General features: G+C 71.0%; 14 protein-coding genes. 6 read left to right on the forward strand and 8 right to left on the reverse strand.

Features of this window, described 5'->3' with window-relative positions:
* Window positions 1–76 precede the first annotated feature (76 nt).
* A complete protein-coding gene (locus JR065_RS03360; protein WP_206232102.1) occupies window positions 77–1,021 on the forward strand; it encodes an IS481 family transposase in 945 nt (314 codons plus the stop codon).
* 316 nt (window positions 1,022–1,337) lie between these two features.
* Here JR065_RS03360 and JR065_RS03365 read toward each other — a convergent pair whose 3' ends face one another.
* The 4 genes from JR065_RS03365 to JR065_RS03380 form a co-directional block, all read right to left on the reverse strand.
* Entirely contained in the window at window positions 1,338–1,763 is a 426-nt protein-coding gene (locus tag JR065_RS03365) for a hypothetical protein (protein WP_241093342.1), read from the reverse strand.
* Window positions 1,764–1,822: 59 nt separating this feature from the next.
* Complete coding sequence (locus tag JR065_RS03370) at window positions 1,823–3,634, reverse strand: glycoside hydrolase family 15 protein (protein WP_206232108.1); 1,812 nt, start codon at window positions 3,632–3,634, stop codon at window positions 1,823–1,825.
* A 10-nt stretch (window positions 3,635–3,644) separates the two neighbouring features.
* Entirely contained in the window at window positions 3,645–4,547 is a 903-nt protein-coding gene (locus tag JR065_RS03375) for an SDR family oxidoreductase (RefSeq protein ID WP_206232110.1), read from the reverse strand.
* Window positions 4,548–4,941: 394 nt separating this feature from the next.
* Window positions 4,942–5,922 (reverse strand): SDR family oxidoreductase, encoded by a 981-nt coding sequence (locus tag JR065_RS03380; RefSeq protein WP_206232111.1) that lies wholly within the window; start codon window positions 5,920–5,922, stop codon window positions 4,942–4,944.
* Window positions 5,923–6,101: 179 nt separating this feature from the next.
* On the opposite strand from JR065_RS03380, the gene JR065_RS03385 reads away from it, so the two are divergent.
* The gene (locus tag JR065_RS03385) at window positions 6,102–6,686 is read left to right on the forward strand and encodes an alpha-ketoglutarate-dependent dioxygenase AlkB family protein (protein WP_206232113.1); all 585 of its coding nucleotides are present in this window, start codon (window positions 6,102–6,104) and stop codon (window positions 6,684–6,686) included.
* A 65-nt stretch (window positions 6,687–6,751) separates the two neighbouring features.
* On the forward strand, window positions 6,752–7,363 hold the full coding sequence (locus tag JR065_RS03390) for an HD domain-containing protein (RefSeq protein ID WP_206232116.1): 612 nt from the start codon (window positions 6,752–6,754) through the stop codon (window positions 7,361–7,363).
* Between the two features lie 186 nt (window positions 7,364–7,549).
* Here JR065_RS03390 and JR065_RS03395 read toward each other — a convergent pair whose 3' ends face one another.
* Window positions 7,550–7,828, reverse strand: a complete 279-nt coding sequence (locus JR065_RS03395; RefSeq protein WP_206232117.1) for a hypothetical protein — start codon at window positions 7,826–7,828, stop codon at window positions 7,550–7,552.
* A gap of 91 nt (window positions 7,829–7,919) precedes the next feature.
* On the reverse strand, window positions 7,920–8,444 hold the full coding sequence (locus JR065_RS03400) for a DUF1993 domain-containing protein (protein WP_206232120.1): 525 nt from the start codon (window positions 8,442–8,444) through the stop codon (window positions 7,920–7,922).
* A 281-nt stretch (window positions 8,445–8,725) separates the two neighbouring features.
* Here JR065_RS03400 and JR065_RS03405 point away from each other — a divergent pair, with 281 nt between their 5' ends.
* The 3 genes from JR065_RS03405 to JR065_RS03415 all read left to right on the forward strand — a co-directional run bounded on the left by JR065_RS03405 (window position 8,726) and on the right by JR065_RS03415 (window position 13,823).
* Complete coding sequence (locus JR065_RS03405; RefSeq protein ID WP_206232122.1) at window positions 8,726–10,429, forward strand: FAD-dependent oxidoreductase; 1,704 nt, start codon at window positions 8,726–8,728, stop codon at window positions 10,427–10,429.
* Window positions 10,426–10,731, forward strand: coding sequence for a UBP-type zinc finger domain-containing protein (locus JR065_RS03410; RefSeq protein WP_206232124.1), 306 nt, complete (start codon window positions 10,426–10,428; stop codon window positions 10,729–10,731). The genes JR065_RS03405 and JR065_RS03410 overlap by 4 nt, the downstream gene beginning before the upstream one ends.
* A gap of 566 nt (window positions 10,732–11,297) precedes the next feature.
* On the forward strand, window positions 11,298–13,823 hold the full coding sequence (locus JR065_RS03415) for an excinuclease ABC subunit UvrA (RefSeq protein WP_206232126.1): 2,526 nt from the start codon (window positions 11,298–11,300) through the stop codon (window positions 13,821–13,823).
* Between the two features lie 682 nt (window positions 13,824–14,505).
* Here JR065_RS03415 and JR065_RS03420 read toward each other — a convergent pair.
* Both JR065_RS03420 and JR065_RS03425 read right to left on the reverse strand, forming a co-directional pair.
* Window positions 14,506–16,788, reverse strand: coding sequence for a glycoside hydrolase family 3 N-terminal domain-containing protein (locus JR065_RS03420; protein ID WP_206232127.1), 2,283 nt, complete (start codon window positions 16,786–16,788; stop codon window positions 14,506–14,508).
* Between the two features lie 321 nt (window positions 16,789–17,109).
* Window positions 17,110–17,709 (reverse strand): hypothetical protein, encoded by a 600-nt coding sequence (locus tag JR065_RS03425; protein WP_206232130.1) that lies wholly within the window; start codon window positions 17,707–17,709, stop codon window positions 17,110–17,112.
* Window positions 17,710–17,812 lie beyond the last annotated feature (103 nt).

Raw genomic sequence — 17,812 nt, forward strand, 5'->3', positions numbered from 1 at the left:
TCTCAGTAGGTTGTTCATCCGGGGCATCCCAGGAAGATGGGGGTTACCAAGCCAACCCAGCGCCCAGGAGCCCCGGATGAACCTGCATGAACATGCCCGTTTGAGCCCTCGCGGTCGAGCCCTGCTCGTGGATCGCATCCTTGTTCAGGGATTGCGTGTGGAAGAAGCGGCGCATGCGGCAGGCGTGAGCGTGCGCACCGCCTACACGTGGCTCAAGCGATTCAGGCAGGAAGGTGCCGAAGGCTTGGCCGACCGCTCTTCACGCCCACACGCCTGCCCGCACGCGACGCGGCCAGAGTGGGTGGAACAGGTCCTGGAGCAGCGCCGGGCACGCCATAGCTACCGGCAGATCGCCCAGCACGTGCCGGTGGCACCCAGCACGATCGCCCGGCTGTTGCGCCGCGCCGGCCTGCACCGGCTGGCCGAGCTGCAGCCGGCACCGCCGCAGAACCGCTACGAGTACGCCCGACCCGGCCAACTGCTGCATCTGGACATCAAGAAGCTCGGCCGGTTCCGTCAACCCGGTCATCGGGTCACGGGCGATCGTCAGGTGACCTCCGATGGCGCTGGCTGGGAGTATGTCCATCTGGCCATCGACGATCATTCACGCCTGGCATTTGGCTCCATCGAGCCGGACGAGCGTGGGGCCAGCGCCTGCAGGGCCCTGTTGCAGGCGCTGCGCTACTACCGGGCCATGGGGGTGCGCGTCGAGCGCGTGCTGACCGACAACGGCGCGTGCTACCGCTCGCGCCGCTTCCGCCGACTTATCCGCCGGCTCGGCATGCGCCACCTACGCACGCGCCCCTACACGCCGCGCACCAACGGCAAGGCCGAGCGACTGGTTCAGACCTGCCTGCGCGAATGGGCCTATGCGCGCTCGTATGCCTGCTCTGAGCAACGCGCCAGCGCCTTCATCCCTTGGCTGCACCACTACAACTGGCACCGACCACACGCCACCCTCGGCTACGTACCCCCCATCTCACGCATCACACTGAACAACCTGGTGGGTTTACACAGCTAGCGAGCGGCCGGCATAGTCCAGCGCTTTTGTAGGAGCGGCTTCAGCCGCGACAAGGTCTATCGGTAAAGCTGGTCGCGGCTGAAGCCGCTCCTACAGTGTTCGGTGTGCTTGTCGCAATGTGTTAGCGGGTCGGTCCAGCCGCAAGCTTTTTGTAGGGGCGACTTCAGTCGCGACATGGTCAATCGGTAGAGCCCGTCGCGGCTGAAGCCGCTCCTACAGGGGTGCGCTGTGCTCCATCGCACGACGTTGGGAGAGGAACGCTGCGGCGTGGCGGCGTTGGCAGATGCCGGAGGCGATATCCGCCGCATGGCAGCGCTCAGCGCACCGGCTGCCCGTTCAATTGCCGCTCGACGATCTCCAGGATCGTCGCCACGCTGACCCCGAAGGATCCTGCGTTGCCTGCGTCGAACGCGGCTTTCCACTGCGCGTAGCCTTCGCGGTAGGCCGGGTCGGGCGTGTCGGTGCCGACCAGCGTGGCGCCGCTGCGTTCGAAGGTCTGTGCGATCACCGGCGCGTGCGGCAGGGAGTCGATCCAGCCGCTCGGCAGGGCGGGCTGGCGCAGCCGGATATCGCGCAGGGTCACGTGGTAGATCTCGCCGCCGAGCGGGTGCTGGTCGATCTGGTTGATCAGCAGCGTGGGCGTTTCGTCGGGCGTGCGGCCCTTGCAGCGCCAGAGCTGGCCGACGGCATAGGGGGTGGCGGTAGCGCTCATGCGGAACTCTTGAAGGAAACCAGCATGCATGATGCCCTTGCGCGCCGCCGCAGGGTAGGGCGCACGCCGCCACGCGCGCCGCAACCGGCCTATTCGCCGCCCACCGCCAGCGCAGCGTGGATCAGCGCCAGGTGGCTCAGGCCCTGCGGCATGTTGCCGAGCGCGGCGCCGCTGCGGGGGTCCACCAGTTCGGGCAGCAGGCCGACGTCGTTGCCGACGCACTCGAGCAGGCGCTCGAACAGGCGCCGGGCTTCGTCGCGTTCGCCGAGCAGGCCGTAGGCCTCCACCATCCAGAAGCTGCAGGCGATGAAGGCGCCTTCGCGCGCCTGCATGCCGCTGTAGCGGTGCAGCAGCGCGCCGTCTTCGCCGCGGCCCAGTTCGCGGCGGATCGCCTCGCGGGTGGCGACCATGCGTTCGCGGCGCGCCTGGCCCAGGCCGAAGCGCGAGGCCAGCATCAGGCCCGCGTCGAGCGCGTCGCTGCCGGCGTACAGGGTGTAGGCCTGCTTGTCCTCGGACCAGCAATGCGCATCGATCCATTCGAGGATGCGCGCCTGCTCGCGCTGCCAGCGCCCCAGCATCGCCTGGGATAGATGCCCGGCCTGGGCCAGTTCGCCGGCACGGCGCAGCGCCATCCAGCATTCGATCTTGGACATGGTGTAGTGCTGCGGGTCCTCCAGTTCCCAGAAGCCGGCGTCCTTGCGCATCCACGCGTCGGCGCACTCGTTGGCGAGCTCGAACAGCTGCTGCGCGGTGTGCGGGTCGAGGATGTGGCCGTGGTCGACGAAGCGCGAGGCCATCTCGAACACGTCGCCGTACAGGCACAGCTGCAGCTGGTCGTTGGCGGTGTTGCCCACGCGCACCGGGCGCGTGCCGCGGTAGCCGGGGATGTCGATCGCGCGCTCGTCCGGCACCCGTTCGCCGTGCAGGGTGTAGCACGGCCGGATCCACGGGCGGTGCCGGGCGATGGTGCCCAGCAGCCAGCCGAACGCGGCCTTGGCGTCGGCCAGCGCGCCCACGCGCATGAACGCCTTGGTGGTGTAGGCGGCATCGCGCACCCAGGCGTAGCGGTAGTCCCAGTTGCCGTTGCCGCCGATGGACTCGGGCAGCGAGGTGGTCGCCGCGGCGGCGATCGCGCCGGTGGGCGAGTACCACAGGAACTTCAGCGCCAGCGCCGAGCGCAGCACCGCCTGCGGATAGCCGCCGTCGTAGCGGAGGTTGCCGGACCACTGCCGCCATTCCTGGTCGCTGCGCTCGATGCGCCCGTCGATGTCGGCCAGCGCGGCCACCGGCAGCGCATCGTCCTTGGCGGCGAGCACGGCGAGGACCTCGCGCTGGCCGGCGTGCAGGCGCAGGCGCCCGTGCACGCCGCGGTCGCCATAGTCGGACACGTCCAGCGCGTGCGAGTGGCGCAGCATCGCCATCACCGGGCCGATGTGGAACACGCGGCCGTTGGGCGTGTCGCTCATCCACGGGGTGGACTTGCCGGCGCGCGAGCCGGGGCGGAAGCACAGCTCGAACTCCACCACGCCCTCCAGCCCGTCCAGCCGCCGCGCCAGCTCCGACCACGGCAACCGCCCGGCCTCGCCGCTGTTGAGCGACTCGGTCAGCCGCGCGCTGCCGCCGTCGGTATGGAAGGTGGTTTCCAGCACGTTGCTGCCGTCGCGGTAGCGGCGCTGCACGCGAGTGGCGCCAACCGGCGTGATCGCGAAGCGGCCGCCGTCGCGCGCGTCGAGCAGGCGGTCGAACAGCGGCGGTGCGTCCATCGTCGGCACGCACCACCAGTCGATGCCGCCGTCGAGGGCGACCAGCGCCACCGAGCGGCCGTCGCCCAGCGCGGCATAGCTCTCGATCGGCGCGGTGCCGTCGGCGTCGCGCTGCAGGTGCGGTGCGCGTGCGCTCAAGGCGGCAGGCTCAGGACAGCAGCAAGCCGCCGGTGGCGCCGATGATCTCGCCGGTGATGTAGCTCGATTCCTGCGAGGCCAGCAGCACGTACAGCGGGGCCATCTCCACCGGCTGGCCGGCGCGCTTGAGCGGGGTCTCCGCGCCGAACGCGGGGATCTTCTCCGGTGGCTGCCCGCCGCTGGGCTGCAGCGGGGTCCATACCGGGCCCGGCGCCACCGCGTTGACGCGGATGCCCTTCTCGGCCAGCTGCTGCGCCAGCGCCTGGGTGAAGTTGGCGATCGCCGCCTTGGTCGGCGCGTAGTCGATCAGCATCGGCGAGGGCTGGTAGGCCTGGATCGAGGAGGTGTTGATGATCGCCGCGCCCGGCGGCAGGTGCGGCACGGCGGCCTTGCACAGCCAGAACATCGCGAACACGTTGGTGCGGAAGGTGGCCTCGAACTGCTCGGTGCTCAGTTCGGCGATGTCCTTCACCGCGGTCTGCTTGCCGGCCACGTTGACCAGGATGTCCAGCCCGCCGAGCGCCTCCACGCTCTTGTCCACCAGCTGCTGGCAGAACGCCTCGTCCTGCAGGTCGCCGGGGAGGCTCACCGCCTTGCGCCCTTCGGCCTCGATCAGTTTCACGACCTCGGCGGCGTCCTGCTCCTCTTCAGGCAGGTAGTTGAGGACGATGTCGGCGCCTTCGCGCGCATAGGCGATGGCGGTGGCGCGGCCGATGCCCGAATCGGCGCCGGTGATCAGCGCCTTGCGCCCGGCCAGGCGGCCGAAGCCCTGGTAGGTCTGCTCGCCGTGGTCGGCGGCCGGCTTCAGCGCGTGCACGGTGCCCGGCGGCGACTGGGTCTGCTCGGGGAATTCGGGCTGCGGGAACTGGGTCAGCGGGTTCTGCATCGTGAACTGGTTCTTGGTGCCAGGCATGCGGGATCTCCTTGGCGCGGGGGAGGGAGAGCAGGGCGCCGTCGAGGTATGCGCACTCGGCAGGCGCGAAACGAAGCGCCAGTATGGAAATCGCGCCGATGCGATGCGGTGAACGAATTGAACAGGGCGCGTGAATGTGTGACGGCGGCGGGTGCAGCGCATCGATGTGCGCATTGCGTGCAGACGCGAACCCCGTGCCTGCGTGGTCGTGCATCGTGCTGTCGAAGATGTACCGCGAAAACCAGCGGCGCGGGCGCCGAACGAATGGCGCAGGGCGCGTGACCATGTGACGTGGCGACGCGGCGCATCGATGTACGCACTGCGCGCAGCCGCGAACCTGCCGCGCCTGCGCTGCGTGCTGCTGTCGAAGAAGCTCTGGCGCGGAAGAAGAACGCTAGCGGCGCGTGCGCCGCCACGCGATCACCGCCACCGTGGCCAGCGCGGCGACGGCGCCGACCGCGGCCACTCGGGTGGCCATCTGCGTGCGCGGCGCGCGCCGGCGCAGGCCGCCGTGCACGCCGCCGCCGAACAGCGGCGGCTGGAACACGTTGCCCGACGCGACCGGCGCCTGGGGCGCGCGCGCCAGGTAGCGCGAGAAGAAACGGCCCATGCCCGCGGCGAACGCGTTCGGCGCCAGCGCATGCGCCACGCGCATCGCGCCCACCGCCGGGCCGATCACCACGGTGGGACGCGGGCGCCGCAGCAGCCTGACCACCTCGCGGGCGACCTTGCGCGGATCGAGCATCGGCGGCGGCCCGCCGATGCGGCGCCCGGTGTAGTTGGCGCCATGCGCCAGACCCGGCGAGTCGACGAAGTACGGATAGACGTCGCACACGTGGATGTGCGGGTGGTCCACCAGTTCGGCGCGCAAGGCTTCGGAGAAGCCGCGCTGGCCGTACTTGCTGGCGCTGTACGCGGCCGCGTACGGGGTGGCGGCGAACCCGCCCATCGAGATCATGTTGACGAAGATGCCGCGGTCCTGGGCCAGGAAGATCCGCACCGCTGCGTGCGCATCGTGCATGTGCCCGATCAGGTTGGCCTCGACCACCGCGTCGCTGGCATCGACCGGCACCTCGTGGAACTTGCCGACCGCGCCCACGCCGACGTTGCTGAACCACATGTCGATATGGCCGAGGAACGCCACCGCCTTGTCCGCCAGCGCCTGCACCGCCTCGGCGTCCTTGACGTCGGTGGGCACCACCAGCACCTGGCCGCCGACGCGACGGCAACGCTGCGCCACCTGTTCCAGGGCCGCTTCGCCGCGTGCGGCGAGGACCAGTCTGGCGCCGCGCACCGCGAGCGCTTCGGCGGTCGCCTGGCCGATGCCGCTGGAGGCGCCGGTGATCACCACGTGGGCGCTGTGTGCTGTCGTCATGCGTCGGTGTCGCCTGTGTTGGGGGGGGCGGCTTCATGTTCCCAAGCGGGACGTTAACGCGGTGCGGGCGAAAAGTAAGAATCCTGGTTGTCGCCCGCACGCGCCTGCGCGCGTCTCAGCCGCTGAGCCGTTCAGATGCTGGGATGGCGCTCCTTCGGTCGCGCCCCCATCTTCGGCCCATGGACCTGTTCGCCCATCCCGACGATGCCCCGCAATGCCTGGTGCACGATGCCGAAGGCGGCATCCGCTACTGGCCGCGGCTGATCGACCCGGACACCGCGCAGGCGTGGTTCGAGGCGCTGCGCGACGGCGCGCGATGGCAGAGCCAGCGCCGCCCGATGTACGACCGGGTGGTGGACGTGCCGCGGCTGCTGGCGTCGTATGGGCTGCAGGCGCTGCCGCCGACGCTGCCGTTGCGCGAACTGCACGCCGCGGTGCGGGCGCGGGTGCCGGCGCCGTACAACGCGGTGGGCCTGAACCTGTACCGCGACGGCCGCGACAGCGTGGCGATGCACAACGACAAGCTGCACACCCTGATCGCGCCGCATCCGATCGTGCTGGTGTCGCTCGGTGCGGCGCGGCGCATGAACATCCGCGCCAAGGCCGGCGAGCGCCGGACGGTGAGCGTGGAGCTTGCACCGGGCAGCCTGCTGGCGATGAGCCATGCCTCGCAGCTGACCCACGAGCATGGCATCCCGAAGACGGCCAAACCGGTGGCGCCGCGGATGAGCGTGGTGTTCCGGGTGCGGCCGTTGCCGGACTGAGCGTGCGGCAGCGGCGGGGCCGTGCCGATTCGCCGATAATGCGGCCCCATCCGATGGAGGGCCGCATGACCGCACTCACCGAACGCTACGCACGCGCCGTGGAGTACGCGCGCATCGCCCATGCCGGGCAGGTGCGCAAGGGCACGGCGGTGCCGTATCTCAGCCACGTGCTGGGCGTATCGACGCTGGTGCTGGAGGCCGGCGGCGACGAGGACCAGGCGATCGCCGCGCTGCTGCACGACGTGGTCGAGGACTGCGGCGCCGCGCACGAGGCGGCGATCCGCGCGCAGTTCGGCGACGAGGTGGCGGCGATCGTGATGGCCTGCACCGACGCCAGCGCCGAGCGCAAGGCCGCGCACGACGAACCCGAGGCCAGGCGCCGCGACTGGCGCGCACGCAAGCAGGCCTACCTGGCGCACCTGCGGCAGGCGCCGGCGCCGGTGCTGCTGGTGTCCTCGTGCGACAAGCTGTACAACGCGCGCAGCATCGTCGCCGACCTGGAAGACCCGGCGACCGGCACCGACGTGTTCGAGCGCTTCACCGCCGGGCGCGACGGCACCTTGTGGTACTACGCCACGCTGCTGGCGGTGTTCGCCGAGCGCGGCACGCCGATCCTGCGCCCGTTCGCGTCCAGCGTGAAGCGGATGCATGTGCTGGCCGGGGTGGCGTTCGCTTAGCCGCCTATGCCGGATCGCGGGGGGCGCCCACCATGCGCCGCCTCACGCGCAGGCCCCGTATGCGTCGCGGAGATGCCGGCCTTCGCTTTGCGTCCTCGTTCTTGCTGTCGCGGGGGGACACGGGGATCGACTTCACCGCAGGCTGCGAATCGCACCATCGCGCGGAACTGCGCACCGCGCTTGCGGTCATTCGCCGTCGGCAACGAGCACTTCGTCCGCCCGGACCGACGCGTCCAGGAACGCCACGAACGCGACGACCCGCGCGTGTCGGCTGCCGGAAAGCAGCGATGCCAGCGTCTTCTGATGGGCGGGATAGATCCTGCACGTCCCGTAGGGATCGATATGGAGGCCGGTCCTGTTCCTGAGTTCGCCGAACGCGCGCTCGAACAGGGCCAGTTCCGAGTCGGCGATCGCGAACGACGGCCGCACGCCTGCGTCGTCGGAAAGGTAGGAGATGTCCAGCATGAGCGGCCGTCGATGCAGCGTCGGAGGCGAAAGGGTAGCTTTTTTCTGATCGCGCCGGCCTGCGGGTTCCGCCTTGGCCGGCGCGTGCGGCTCAGGACGGCAGGAACTGCTCGAACGGCCCCAGGTAGTCGAGCTTGCCCACCGCCAGGCCCTGCTGGCGCAAGATCGCGTGCGCGGTGGCCACGTGGAAGAAGAAGTTCGGCAGCGCGAAGGTGAGCAGGTAATCGGTGCCGTTGAAGCTGGGCTTGAACGTGCCGAAGCTCAGCGACACCTCGCGCTGCTCGGCGCCGTCCAGCGCGGCGGCGTCCACGCTTTCGAGGAAGCGCCGCGTGGCGGCGATGCGTTCGCGCAGTTGGGCCAGGGTGGTCTCGTTGTCGTCGAAGCGCGGCGGCACGATGTCGCTGAGGCGCCCGATGGTGTTCTTGGAGGTGTCCGAGGCGCGCTGGATCTGCCCGGCGAAGTTGAGCATGTCCGGCGCCAGCCGCGTGTCGGCCAGCGCGGTCGGATCCAGGCCGGCCTCCTGTGCGTGGCGCTCGGCCAGGTCGACGTAGTGCTGGAGCACGCCCAGGCCGCGCACGAACACGGGGACGGAGAGACGGTAGATCGGGACGGACATGCTCGATTCCTTTACTGCTGGATGGAGGTGCGGGACGCCGGGCTCCGCGACCCGGCGGGAAAGTGCGTGAGGCTGATGTGGGGCGGTGGCGGTGGAACGCAAGTGGCGGCATCCAATTGCCTGGCGCGCCGCGTGCGGACGCGCCCGCTTCCTGCATGACACCGAGCACGGCACTGCCACGGCACAGCGCATGGCCGGCCCCACCAATTTGGGTGATTGCCCCGTCGCACCGTGCACCGCATGCTGTAGGCCAGATCCCTTCCCCCGTTCCAAGGATGCCGATGAGCCTGATCGATACCCGTCGCCACCAGATGTTTCCCGAACTGGACCCGGTGCAGATCGACAGCGCGCTGCGTTTCGCCAGCGGCGCGGCGCGCAGCTTCGCGCCGGACGAGGAGGTGTTCGCGGTGGGCGAGCATCCGGCGCCGGTGTGGCTGGTGCTGCAGGGCACGCTGGCGGTGGTGCGCCGCGATGGCATGGGCCACGAGAAGCCGCTGGCGGTGCATACGCCCGGCCAGTTCAGCGGCGAGGTCAGCCAACTGGCCGGGCGCGCGTCGCTGGCCGGCGGCCGCGCCGGACCCGAGGGCTGCGTCGCGGTGCCGTTCGACGCGGCGCACCTGCGCGCGCTGATGGTCAGCTCGGCCGAAGTCGGCGAGATCGTGATGCGCGCGCTGATCCTGCGCCGCGTCGGCCTGATCGAAGGCGACGCCGCCGGCTCGGTGCTGATCGGCCAGCCCGGCGAGTCGCGGCTGACCGCGCTGCAGGGCTTCCTCACCCGCAACGGCTATCCGCACACCTTCCTCGATGCGGCCAACGACGACGAAGGCCGCGCGCTGGTCGAGCGCCTGGGCATCCGCCACGACGAACTGCCGCTGATGGTGTGCCCTGGAGGCGAGGTGCTCCGGCGCCCGGGCGACACCGAGGCCGCGCATTGCCTGGGCATGACCCCGGACCTGGACCCGAACAAGATCTACGACGTGGCGATCATCGGCGCCGGCCCGGCGGGCCTGGCGACGGCGGTGTACGCCGCCTCCGAAGGGCTGTCGGTGCTGGTGCTGGACCAGCGCGCGATCGGCGGCCAGGCCGGGGCGTCGGCGCGCATCGAGAACTACCTGGGCTTTCCCACCGGCATTTCCGGCCAGGCGCTGGCCGGACGCGCCTACAACCAGGCGCTGAAGTTCGGTGCCGAGCTGGCGCTGCCGCTGGAAGTGAAGCAGCTGCATTGCGAGGCGGCCGAGAGCGGGCGCTGCAGCATGCCGCTGCGGCTGGAACTGACCAACGGCACCCAGGTGCATTCGCGCACGGTGGTGATCGCCTCGGGCGCGCGCTACCGGCGGCCGCAGATCGCCAACCTGGCATCGTTCGAAGGCAACGGCGTGTCGTACTGGGCCTCGCCGGTGGAAGCGCGGCTGTGCGAAGGCGAGGAGGTGGCGCTGGTCGGCGGCGGCAATTCGGCCGGGCAGGCGGTGGTGTTCCTGGCGCCGAGGGTCGAGCGCCTGCACCTGATCGTGCGCGGCCCCGGGCTGGAAGCGTCGATGTCGCGCTACCTGATCGAGCGCATCGCGGCATTGCCCAACGTGCAGCTGCACACCGGCACCGAGGTGGTGGCGCTGGAAGCCGGCGCCGACCAGCGCCTGGCCGGCGCGGTGTTCCGCGACCGCGCCAGCGGCGCCACCCACCGCTGCCCGCTGCGCCACCTGTTCCTGTTCGTCGGCGCCGACCCGAACACCGGCTGGGTGGACGGCTGCGTGCGGCTGGATGCCGGCGGCTTCGTCGTCACCGGTGCGGACGGCGCCGGCGGCAAGACCGCCGCGCCGCTGGAGACCGACCGCCCCGGCGTGTTCGCCATCGGCGACGTGCGCGCCGGCTCGGTCAAGCGCGTGGCCGCCGCGGTGGGCGAAGGCGCCGCGGTGGTCGCGCAGATCCATCAATTCCTGGCGCGGCATCCCGAGCCCGCCGCCGTCACCGAGAGGACTGGCCCATGACCACGCGTTGCTCCCATCTTTCCACCATCGTCGAGGTCACCCCGAGCGCGCGCGGCTGCGAAGAATGCCTGGCGATCGGCAGCCCATGGGTGCACCTGCGCCTGTGCCGCAGCTGCGGCCACGTGGGCTGCTGCGACGACTCGCCGAACCGCCACGCCACCCAGCATTTCCACCAGACCGCGCACCCGATCATCGAAGGCTACGATCCGCCCGAAGGCTGGGGCTGGTGCTACGTGGACGAGACCGAAGTGGAACTCCCGGACCAGACGCCGCAGCTGGGGCCGATTCTGCGTTACGTGTAGCGGGCGGCGGGGCAGCGGCTTCGGACCGCATCGGGCTGGAAACCCTCCTGCGGTGCGCCAGCCGGCTTACCGCAAGTTCCTGTAGGAGCGGCTTCAGCCGCGACAGGCAGCTTGGAGTGTCGGTACATCCCGTCGGGGCTGAAGCCCCTCCTACAATGGACCCAGCCGGCTCGCCGCAAGCCCCTCCCTGTGGGAGCGACTTCAGTCGCGACGAACGAAGCGGTGCACTCGACGGCTGCGACAGCGTCGGGACTGAAGTCCCTCCCACAGTGCGCCCAGCCGGCTTACCGCAAGTTCCAGTAGGAGCGGCTTCAGCCGCGACAGGCACTTTGGAGTGTCGATACATCCCGTCGGGGCTGAAGCCCCTCCTACAGTGCACCCAGCCGGCTCGCCGCCAGCCCCTGTGGGAGCGACTTCAGTCGCGACGGGCGAAGCGGTAGACCTGCGGCTTCATCGCCATACACGCATGACGTCGCAACGCGCTCCGCACTCGCCACGCCGCCATGTACACGGCCGCATCCGGGCGACCCGCTAAGCTTGTGCGAGTTCTCGCCGACCGCCAGCCCATGCCAAAACCGCCCGGTTCTACCGATCCCACCGTTGCCGGTTTCGTCCGCGTCCGTGGCGCACGCGAGCACAACCTCAAGAACGTGGACGTGGACGTGCCGCGCGATGCGCTGGTGGTCTTCACCGGCGTGTCCGGCTCGGGCAAGTCCTCGCTGGCGTTCGGCACGCTGTTCGCCGAGGCGCAGCGGCGCTACCTGGATTCGATCTCGCCGTACGCGCGGCGGCTGATCGACCAGGCCGGCGTGCCCGAGGTCGACGCCATCGAAGGCCTGCCGCCGGCGGTGGCGCTGCAGCAGCACCGCGGCGCGCCGAGCACGCGCTCGTCGGTGGGCAGCGTCACCACCATCTCCAATTCGCTGCGCATGCTGTATTCGCGCGCCGGCCACTATCCGCCGGGGCAGGCGATCATCTACGCCGACGGCTTCTCGCCGAACACCCCCGCCGGCGCCTGTCCCACCTGCCACGGCCTGGGCCGCGTCTACGAGGCGACCGAGGCGTCGATGGTGCCGGACCGTTCGCTGAGCATCCGCGAGCGCGCGGTGGCCGCGTGGCCGCTGGCATGGCACGGGCAGAACCTGCGCGACATCCTCACCACGCTGGGCCACGACGTGGACGTGCCGTGGGCGAAGCTGCCGAAGAAGACCCGCGACTGGATCCTGTTCACCGACGAGCAGCCGGTGGTGCCGGTGTATCCGGGCTTCACCCTGGCGGAGGTGAAGGCCGCGCTGCGCAGGAAGATGGAGCCCAGCTACATGGGCACCTTCACCAGCGCGCGCCGCTACGTGCTGCACACCTTCGCGACCACGCAGAGCGCGCTGATCAAGAAGCGCGTGTCGCAGTACCTGCTCAGCACGCTGTGCCCCACCTGCGACGGCAAGCGGCTGCGCCGCGAAGCGCTGTCGGTGACCTTCGCCGGGCTGGACATCGGCGAACTGTCGCAGCGCCCGCTGGCGCAGGTGGCGCAGATCCTGCGCCCGGCCGCCGAGGGCCGGGCGCGCAACGCCAGGCAGCATCCGGAGCAGGCGATCGCCGCGCAGCGCATCGCCCAGGACCTGCTGGCGCGCATCCGCATCCTGCAGGAGCTGGGCCTGGGCTACCTGACCCTGGAGCGCAGCACGCCGACGCTGTCGCCGGGCGAACTGCAGCGCCTGCGCCTGGCCACGCAGATCCGCTCGCAGCTGTTCGGCGTGGTCTACGTGATGGACGAACCGTCCGCCGGCCTGCACCCGGCCGACGCGCAGGCGCTGCTGGCGGCGCTGGACCAGCTCAAGGCCGCCGGCAATTCGCTGTTCGTGGTCGAACACGAGATCGACGTGATCCGCCATGCCGACTGGATCGTCGATGTCGGCCCCGGCGCGGGCGAGCAGGGCGGGCAGGTGCTGTACAGCGGCCCGCCGGCGGGGCTGGCGCGCATCGAAGCCTCGTCCACCCGGCGCTACCTGTTCGGCGGCCACGCGCCGCTGCCGGGCCGCGCGCGCGAGCCGGCCGGCTGGCTGCGCCTGCGCGGGGTCACCCGCAACAACGTCGCCGGGCTGGACGTGGATATCCCGCTGGGCGTGTTCACCACCGTCACCGGCGTGTCCGGTTCGGGCAAGTCGTCGTTGGCGAGCCAGGCGCTGGTGGAACTGCTCGGCGAGCACCTGGGCCACGAGCGCGCCGATCCGGAAGAGGACCTGGACCCGCTGGAACGCAGCGCGCAGGTGCCGGTCGGCGGGCGCATCGTCGAGGGCCTGGAGCGGGTGCGGCGGCTGGTGCGCGTGGACCAGAAGCCGATCGGCCGCACCCCGCGTTCCAATCTGGCCACCTACACCGGCCTGTTCGACCACGTGCGCAAGCGCTTCGCCGCCACGCCGGCCGCGCGCCGGCGCAAGTACGATGCCGGCCGCTTTTCGTTCAACGTGGCCAAGGGCCGCTGCGAGACCTGCGAAGGCGAGGGCGCGGTGTTCGTGGAACTGCTGTTCATGCCCAGCGTCTACGCGCCGTGCCCCACCTGCCACGGCGCGCGCTACAACGCCAGGACGCTGGAGATCGAACTGCGCGGGCACAACATCGCCCAGGTGCTGCGCCTGACCGTGGCGCAGGCGGAGGCATTCTTCGCCGACGACGCGGCGATCGCGCGCCCGCTGCAGGTGCTGCGCGAGGTGGGGCTGGGCTACCTGCGCCTGGGCCAGCCGGCGACCGAGCTGTCCGGCGGCGAGGCGCAGCGCATCAAGCTGGCCACCGAGCTGCAACGCGCGCAGCGCCGCGATACCGTCTACGTGCTGGACGAGCCCACCACCGGCCTGCACCCGGCGGACGTGGACACGCTGCTGCGGCAGCTGCACGGGCTGGTCGACGCGGGCAACAGCGTGGTGGTGGTCGAACACGACATGCGCGTGGCCGCGGCCAGCGACTGGATTATCGACATGGGGCCCGGCGCCGGCGACGAAGGCGGCGCGGTCGTCGTCGCCGGCGCGCCGCAGGCGGTGGCGCGGCATGCCGGCAGCCGCACCGCGCCGTTCCTGGCGCAGGTGTTGCAGGGCTGAAGCGCTCCGGGGCGGCATGAACAACAACTACCGGTTTGAAAAGCTGAGAAAGTTAGGCCGGCAGCGGCGCTGCTAGCCCCTCTCCCACCGGGAGAGGGGTTGGGGCGAGGGTCGGGCGCGAAGCGCGCGGAATCGTTGCACCGGTGGCCCGTACCCTCATCCGCCCCTTCGGGGCACCTTCTCCCGACGGGAGAAGGAAGCGCCGCTAGCCCCTCTCCCCTCGGGAGAGGGGTTGGGGTGAGGGTCGGACGCGCAGCGCGCGCGATCGTTGCACGGGTGGCCCGTACCCTCATCCGCCCCTGCGGGGCACCTTCTCCCGAGGGGAGAAGGAAGCGCCGCTAGCCCCTCTCCCCTCGGGAGAGGGGTTGGGGTGAGGGTCGGGCGCGCAGCGCGCGCAATCGTTGCACGGGTGGCCCGTACCCTCATCCGCCCCTGCGGGGCACCTTCTCCCGACGGGAGAAGGAAGCGCTGCTAGCCCCTCTCCCAGCGGGAGAGGGGTTGGGGTGAGGGTCGGACGCGCAGTGCGCGCGATCGTTGCACGGGTGGTCCGTACCCTCATCCGCCCCTGCGGGGCACCTTCTCCCGACGGGAGAAGGAAGCGCGCTAGCCCCTCTCCCCCCGGGAGAGGGGTTGGGGTGAGGGTAGGACGCGCAGCGCGCGCAATCGCCCGGCCGCCCCGGGATCAGCCCAGCAGTTCGAAGCTCGCCGACACGCCGGCGGCTTCGGCCGACGGCGCCACCCACAGGTCGAACACGCCCGGCTCCACGGTGGGCGTGAGCGCCTGGCCGACGAACAGCAGGTCCTCGCGGCGCAGGCTGAAGGTCACCGTGGCGCTGCCGCCGGCCGGCACCGCGACCTTGCGGAAATCCTTCAGCTCGCGCACCGGGCGGGTGACGCTGGCGGCGCGGTCGCGCAGGTACAGCTGCACCACCTCCTCGGCGTCGCGGGTGCCGCGGTTGTGGATCCGCGCGCTGATCCGCACGCTGCCGTCGGCGGGCAGCCGCGCGTCGCTCAGGGTCAGCTCGCCGTACTCGATACGGCCATAGGTCAGGCCGTGGCCGAACGGGAACCGCGCGGCATTGGGCGCGGTGCGGTAGTGGGTCTTGTACGGCTGCAGCGCGTCCGGGCGCGGGTCGGGGCGGCCGCTGGGCTTGTGCGCATAGCTGTAGGGCGCCTGCCCGGATTCGTACGGGAAGCTCACCGGCAGGCGCCCGGACGGGCCATGCTCGCCGAACAGGATGTCGGCCAGCGCCGGACCCGACGCCGAGCCCAGGAACCACGCCACCACGATCGCCGAGGATTCCAGCACCGGGCCGTCGATCACCAGCGCGCGGCCGTTGCTCAGCACCACCACCACCGGCGTGCCGGTGGCCGCCACCGCCGCCAGCAGCGACTGTTGCGCGCTGGGGATGGCGATCTCGCTGCGCGACTGCGCCTCGCCCGAGTACTTCAGCGATTCGCCGATCGCCAGCACCGCCACGTCCGCGGCCGCCGCCGCCTCCACCGCGGCCTGCACGCCGCCGGGCAGGCTGTGTTCGAAGTCGCAGCCCTCCACCACCTGCAGCGCCTTGGGATCGGCCAGCAGCGTGCGCATCGCGGTGGCCAGGTCGTTGCCGCTGTCGTCGCCGCCGAACAGCGTCCACGGCCCGGCGCTGTCCACCCAGTTCTTCGCCATCGGCCCGATCAGCGCGATGCGCTGGCCGCGGCGCCGCAGCGGCAGCACCTGGTTGTCGTTCTTCAGCAGCACGATGGACTTGCGCGCCGCCTCGCGCGCCAGCGTCAGCGTTTCCGGGCGCCGCTGCCGTGCCTGCGCGCGTTCGGGCGCGATGCGCAGGAACGGGTCGTCGAACAGGCCCAGTTCGGCCTTGAACTGCAGCACGCGGCGCACCGAGGCGTCCAGCCGCGCCATCGGCACCTCGCCGGCGGCGACCAGGCCCGGCAGGTGCTGCAGGTACAGGCCGCTCTGCATGCTGATGTCCACGCCGGCCAGGAACGCCAGCTTGGCCGCCTCGCGCGCATCGGCGGCGATGCCGTGCGCGATCAGTTCCTGGTCGCCGGTGTAGTCGGACACCACCAGCCCGCGGTAGTCCCATTCCCCGCGCAGCACCTGGTCCAGCAGCCAGACGTTGGCGGTGGCGGGGATGCCGGCGATCTCGTTGAACGCGGCCATGGTGGTCACCGCGCCGGCGTCGAACGCGGCCTGGAACGGCGGGAAGTAGACCTCGCGCAGCGTGCGTTCGGAAAGGTCGACCGTGTTGTAGTCCAGCCCGGCTTCGGCCGCGCCGTAGGCGGCGAAGTGCTTCGGGCACGCGGCCATCGCGTCGGCATGGCCGATGCCTTCGCCCTGGAAGCCGCGCACCCGCGCCTGCGCGAAGCGGCGCCCGAGCAGCACGTCCTCGCCGCTGCCTTCCACGCCGCGGCCCCAGCGCGCGTCGCGGGCGATGTCCACCATCGGCGCGAAGGTCCAGTCGATGCCGACTGCGGTGGCCTCCAGCGCGGCGGCGCGCGCGGTGCGCTGCGCCAGCTCCGGCTCGAAGCTGGCCGCTTCGGCCAGCGGCACCGGGAACACGGTGGTGAAGCCGTGGATCACGTCGGCGGCGAACAGCAGCGGGATCTGCAACCGGCTCTGCAGCGCCGCCTGCTGCAGCTGCTGGTGCCAGCGCACGTTGGAGCCGTTGAAGATGCCGGTCAGCCGGCCGGCGCGCGCGGCGGCCAGCTGGCCCTCGGCGGTCGGGCGCACGGTCACCGGATTGGCCGCGGCCGCGGCGTCGGTCTGCTGCGCCGAACCGGACAGGGTCAGCTGCCCGGCCTTCTCCTCCACGCTCATGCGCGCGATCAGCGCATCGATGAACGCGGGCGTCCTCGTCCCCGCGCGCGGCAGCGCGAACCCCATCGGCACCTGCGACAGCAACGCGAGCGAACCGGCGCCGAGCAACAGCCCGCGCCGCGTGGTACGGAACGCCATATCCAAGTCCCCCTCAGCCCAGGCGCAACGCTAACGGATCGGCCACGAAAAGCTGTGACGCGCTGCACGATGGTTGCGGGCGCGACGCGCCGTGGCATCGGGATCGACTACGGCCCAAGTCGCGGTGCCGTGCACTAGGCGGTTCGCTTCGGTGCCGGGACACGACTTCGCCGGCGCGTAAAGGCCTGGCCTGGCCGAAGGGCCGCCGGATCGGCCGCGGCAAGCGCAAGGTTCGCCGCGAACAGGCCGCACGCTGCGCGTGGCGATCCGTGCTCGGCCGCGCCGCTGGCGAAGACGAAACCGCCAGCGCCGCCGTCATGCTCAGGACGCGTACCACTCCCAGGCATCCAGGAACTGCGCGGCCTGGTCAGCGGTGCCCAGATACGATGCCAGGGACGACTCGACGGCCGCCCGCGCCGTTGCCAGCAGCTCATCGGTATCGTCGAACGCGTCGTCGCCCAGTTCCGCCATGGCATTGGCCACGGTGGCCAGGCCGCCGAACGCGGTTTCCAGCGTGGGCGCCAGCAGCCGGGGGCGCCACGCGCCCGCGCCATGGAACGCGAAGAACACCTCGCCGCTGGCGATGTCCAGGATGAAAGGGTCCGCGCCTTGATCGGCGACCACCAGCCAGTGTTCGTTCCAGTCCGGCAGGCGTTCGCCGGTGAGGGCGTGCGTGCGGTATCCGGCCTGGCGCGACCACAGCTTGTGCAGCGGCGGGATGTCCACCGGATTGCCGCCGACCTCCAGCGACAGGCCGGTCGGGCCTACTTGGGCGTGATGGGTCTCGCCCCACGGCCCCACCTGCGCATAGAAATCGGCGAGCGTCGCCGGTAGCGGCGTCGGTCCCTGCCAGTCGGAGGCCGGCTGTGGGCGCAGTTCGCCCCAGGGTTCGAGCAGCGTGCGCAGTGCGGCGTAATGCATTGGCGTCCTTGCGGCAAACGATGTGGCGGTACTTTACCTGCCCGCATGCAGGGTGTCGCGCGCCTTTGCGCAATGCCGCCACCGGACGGCCTCAGGCCGTTGG

The organism is Xanthomonas sp. (genome assembly GCF_017163755.1).
In the GTDB taxonomy this organism is placed as follows: domain Bacteria; phylum Pseudomonadota; class Gammaproteobacteria; order Xanthomonadales; family Xanthomonadaceae; genus Xanthomonas_A.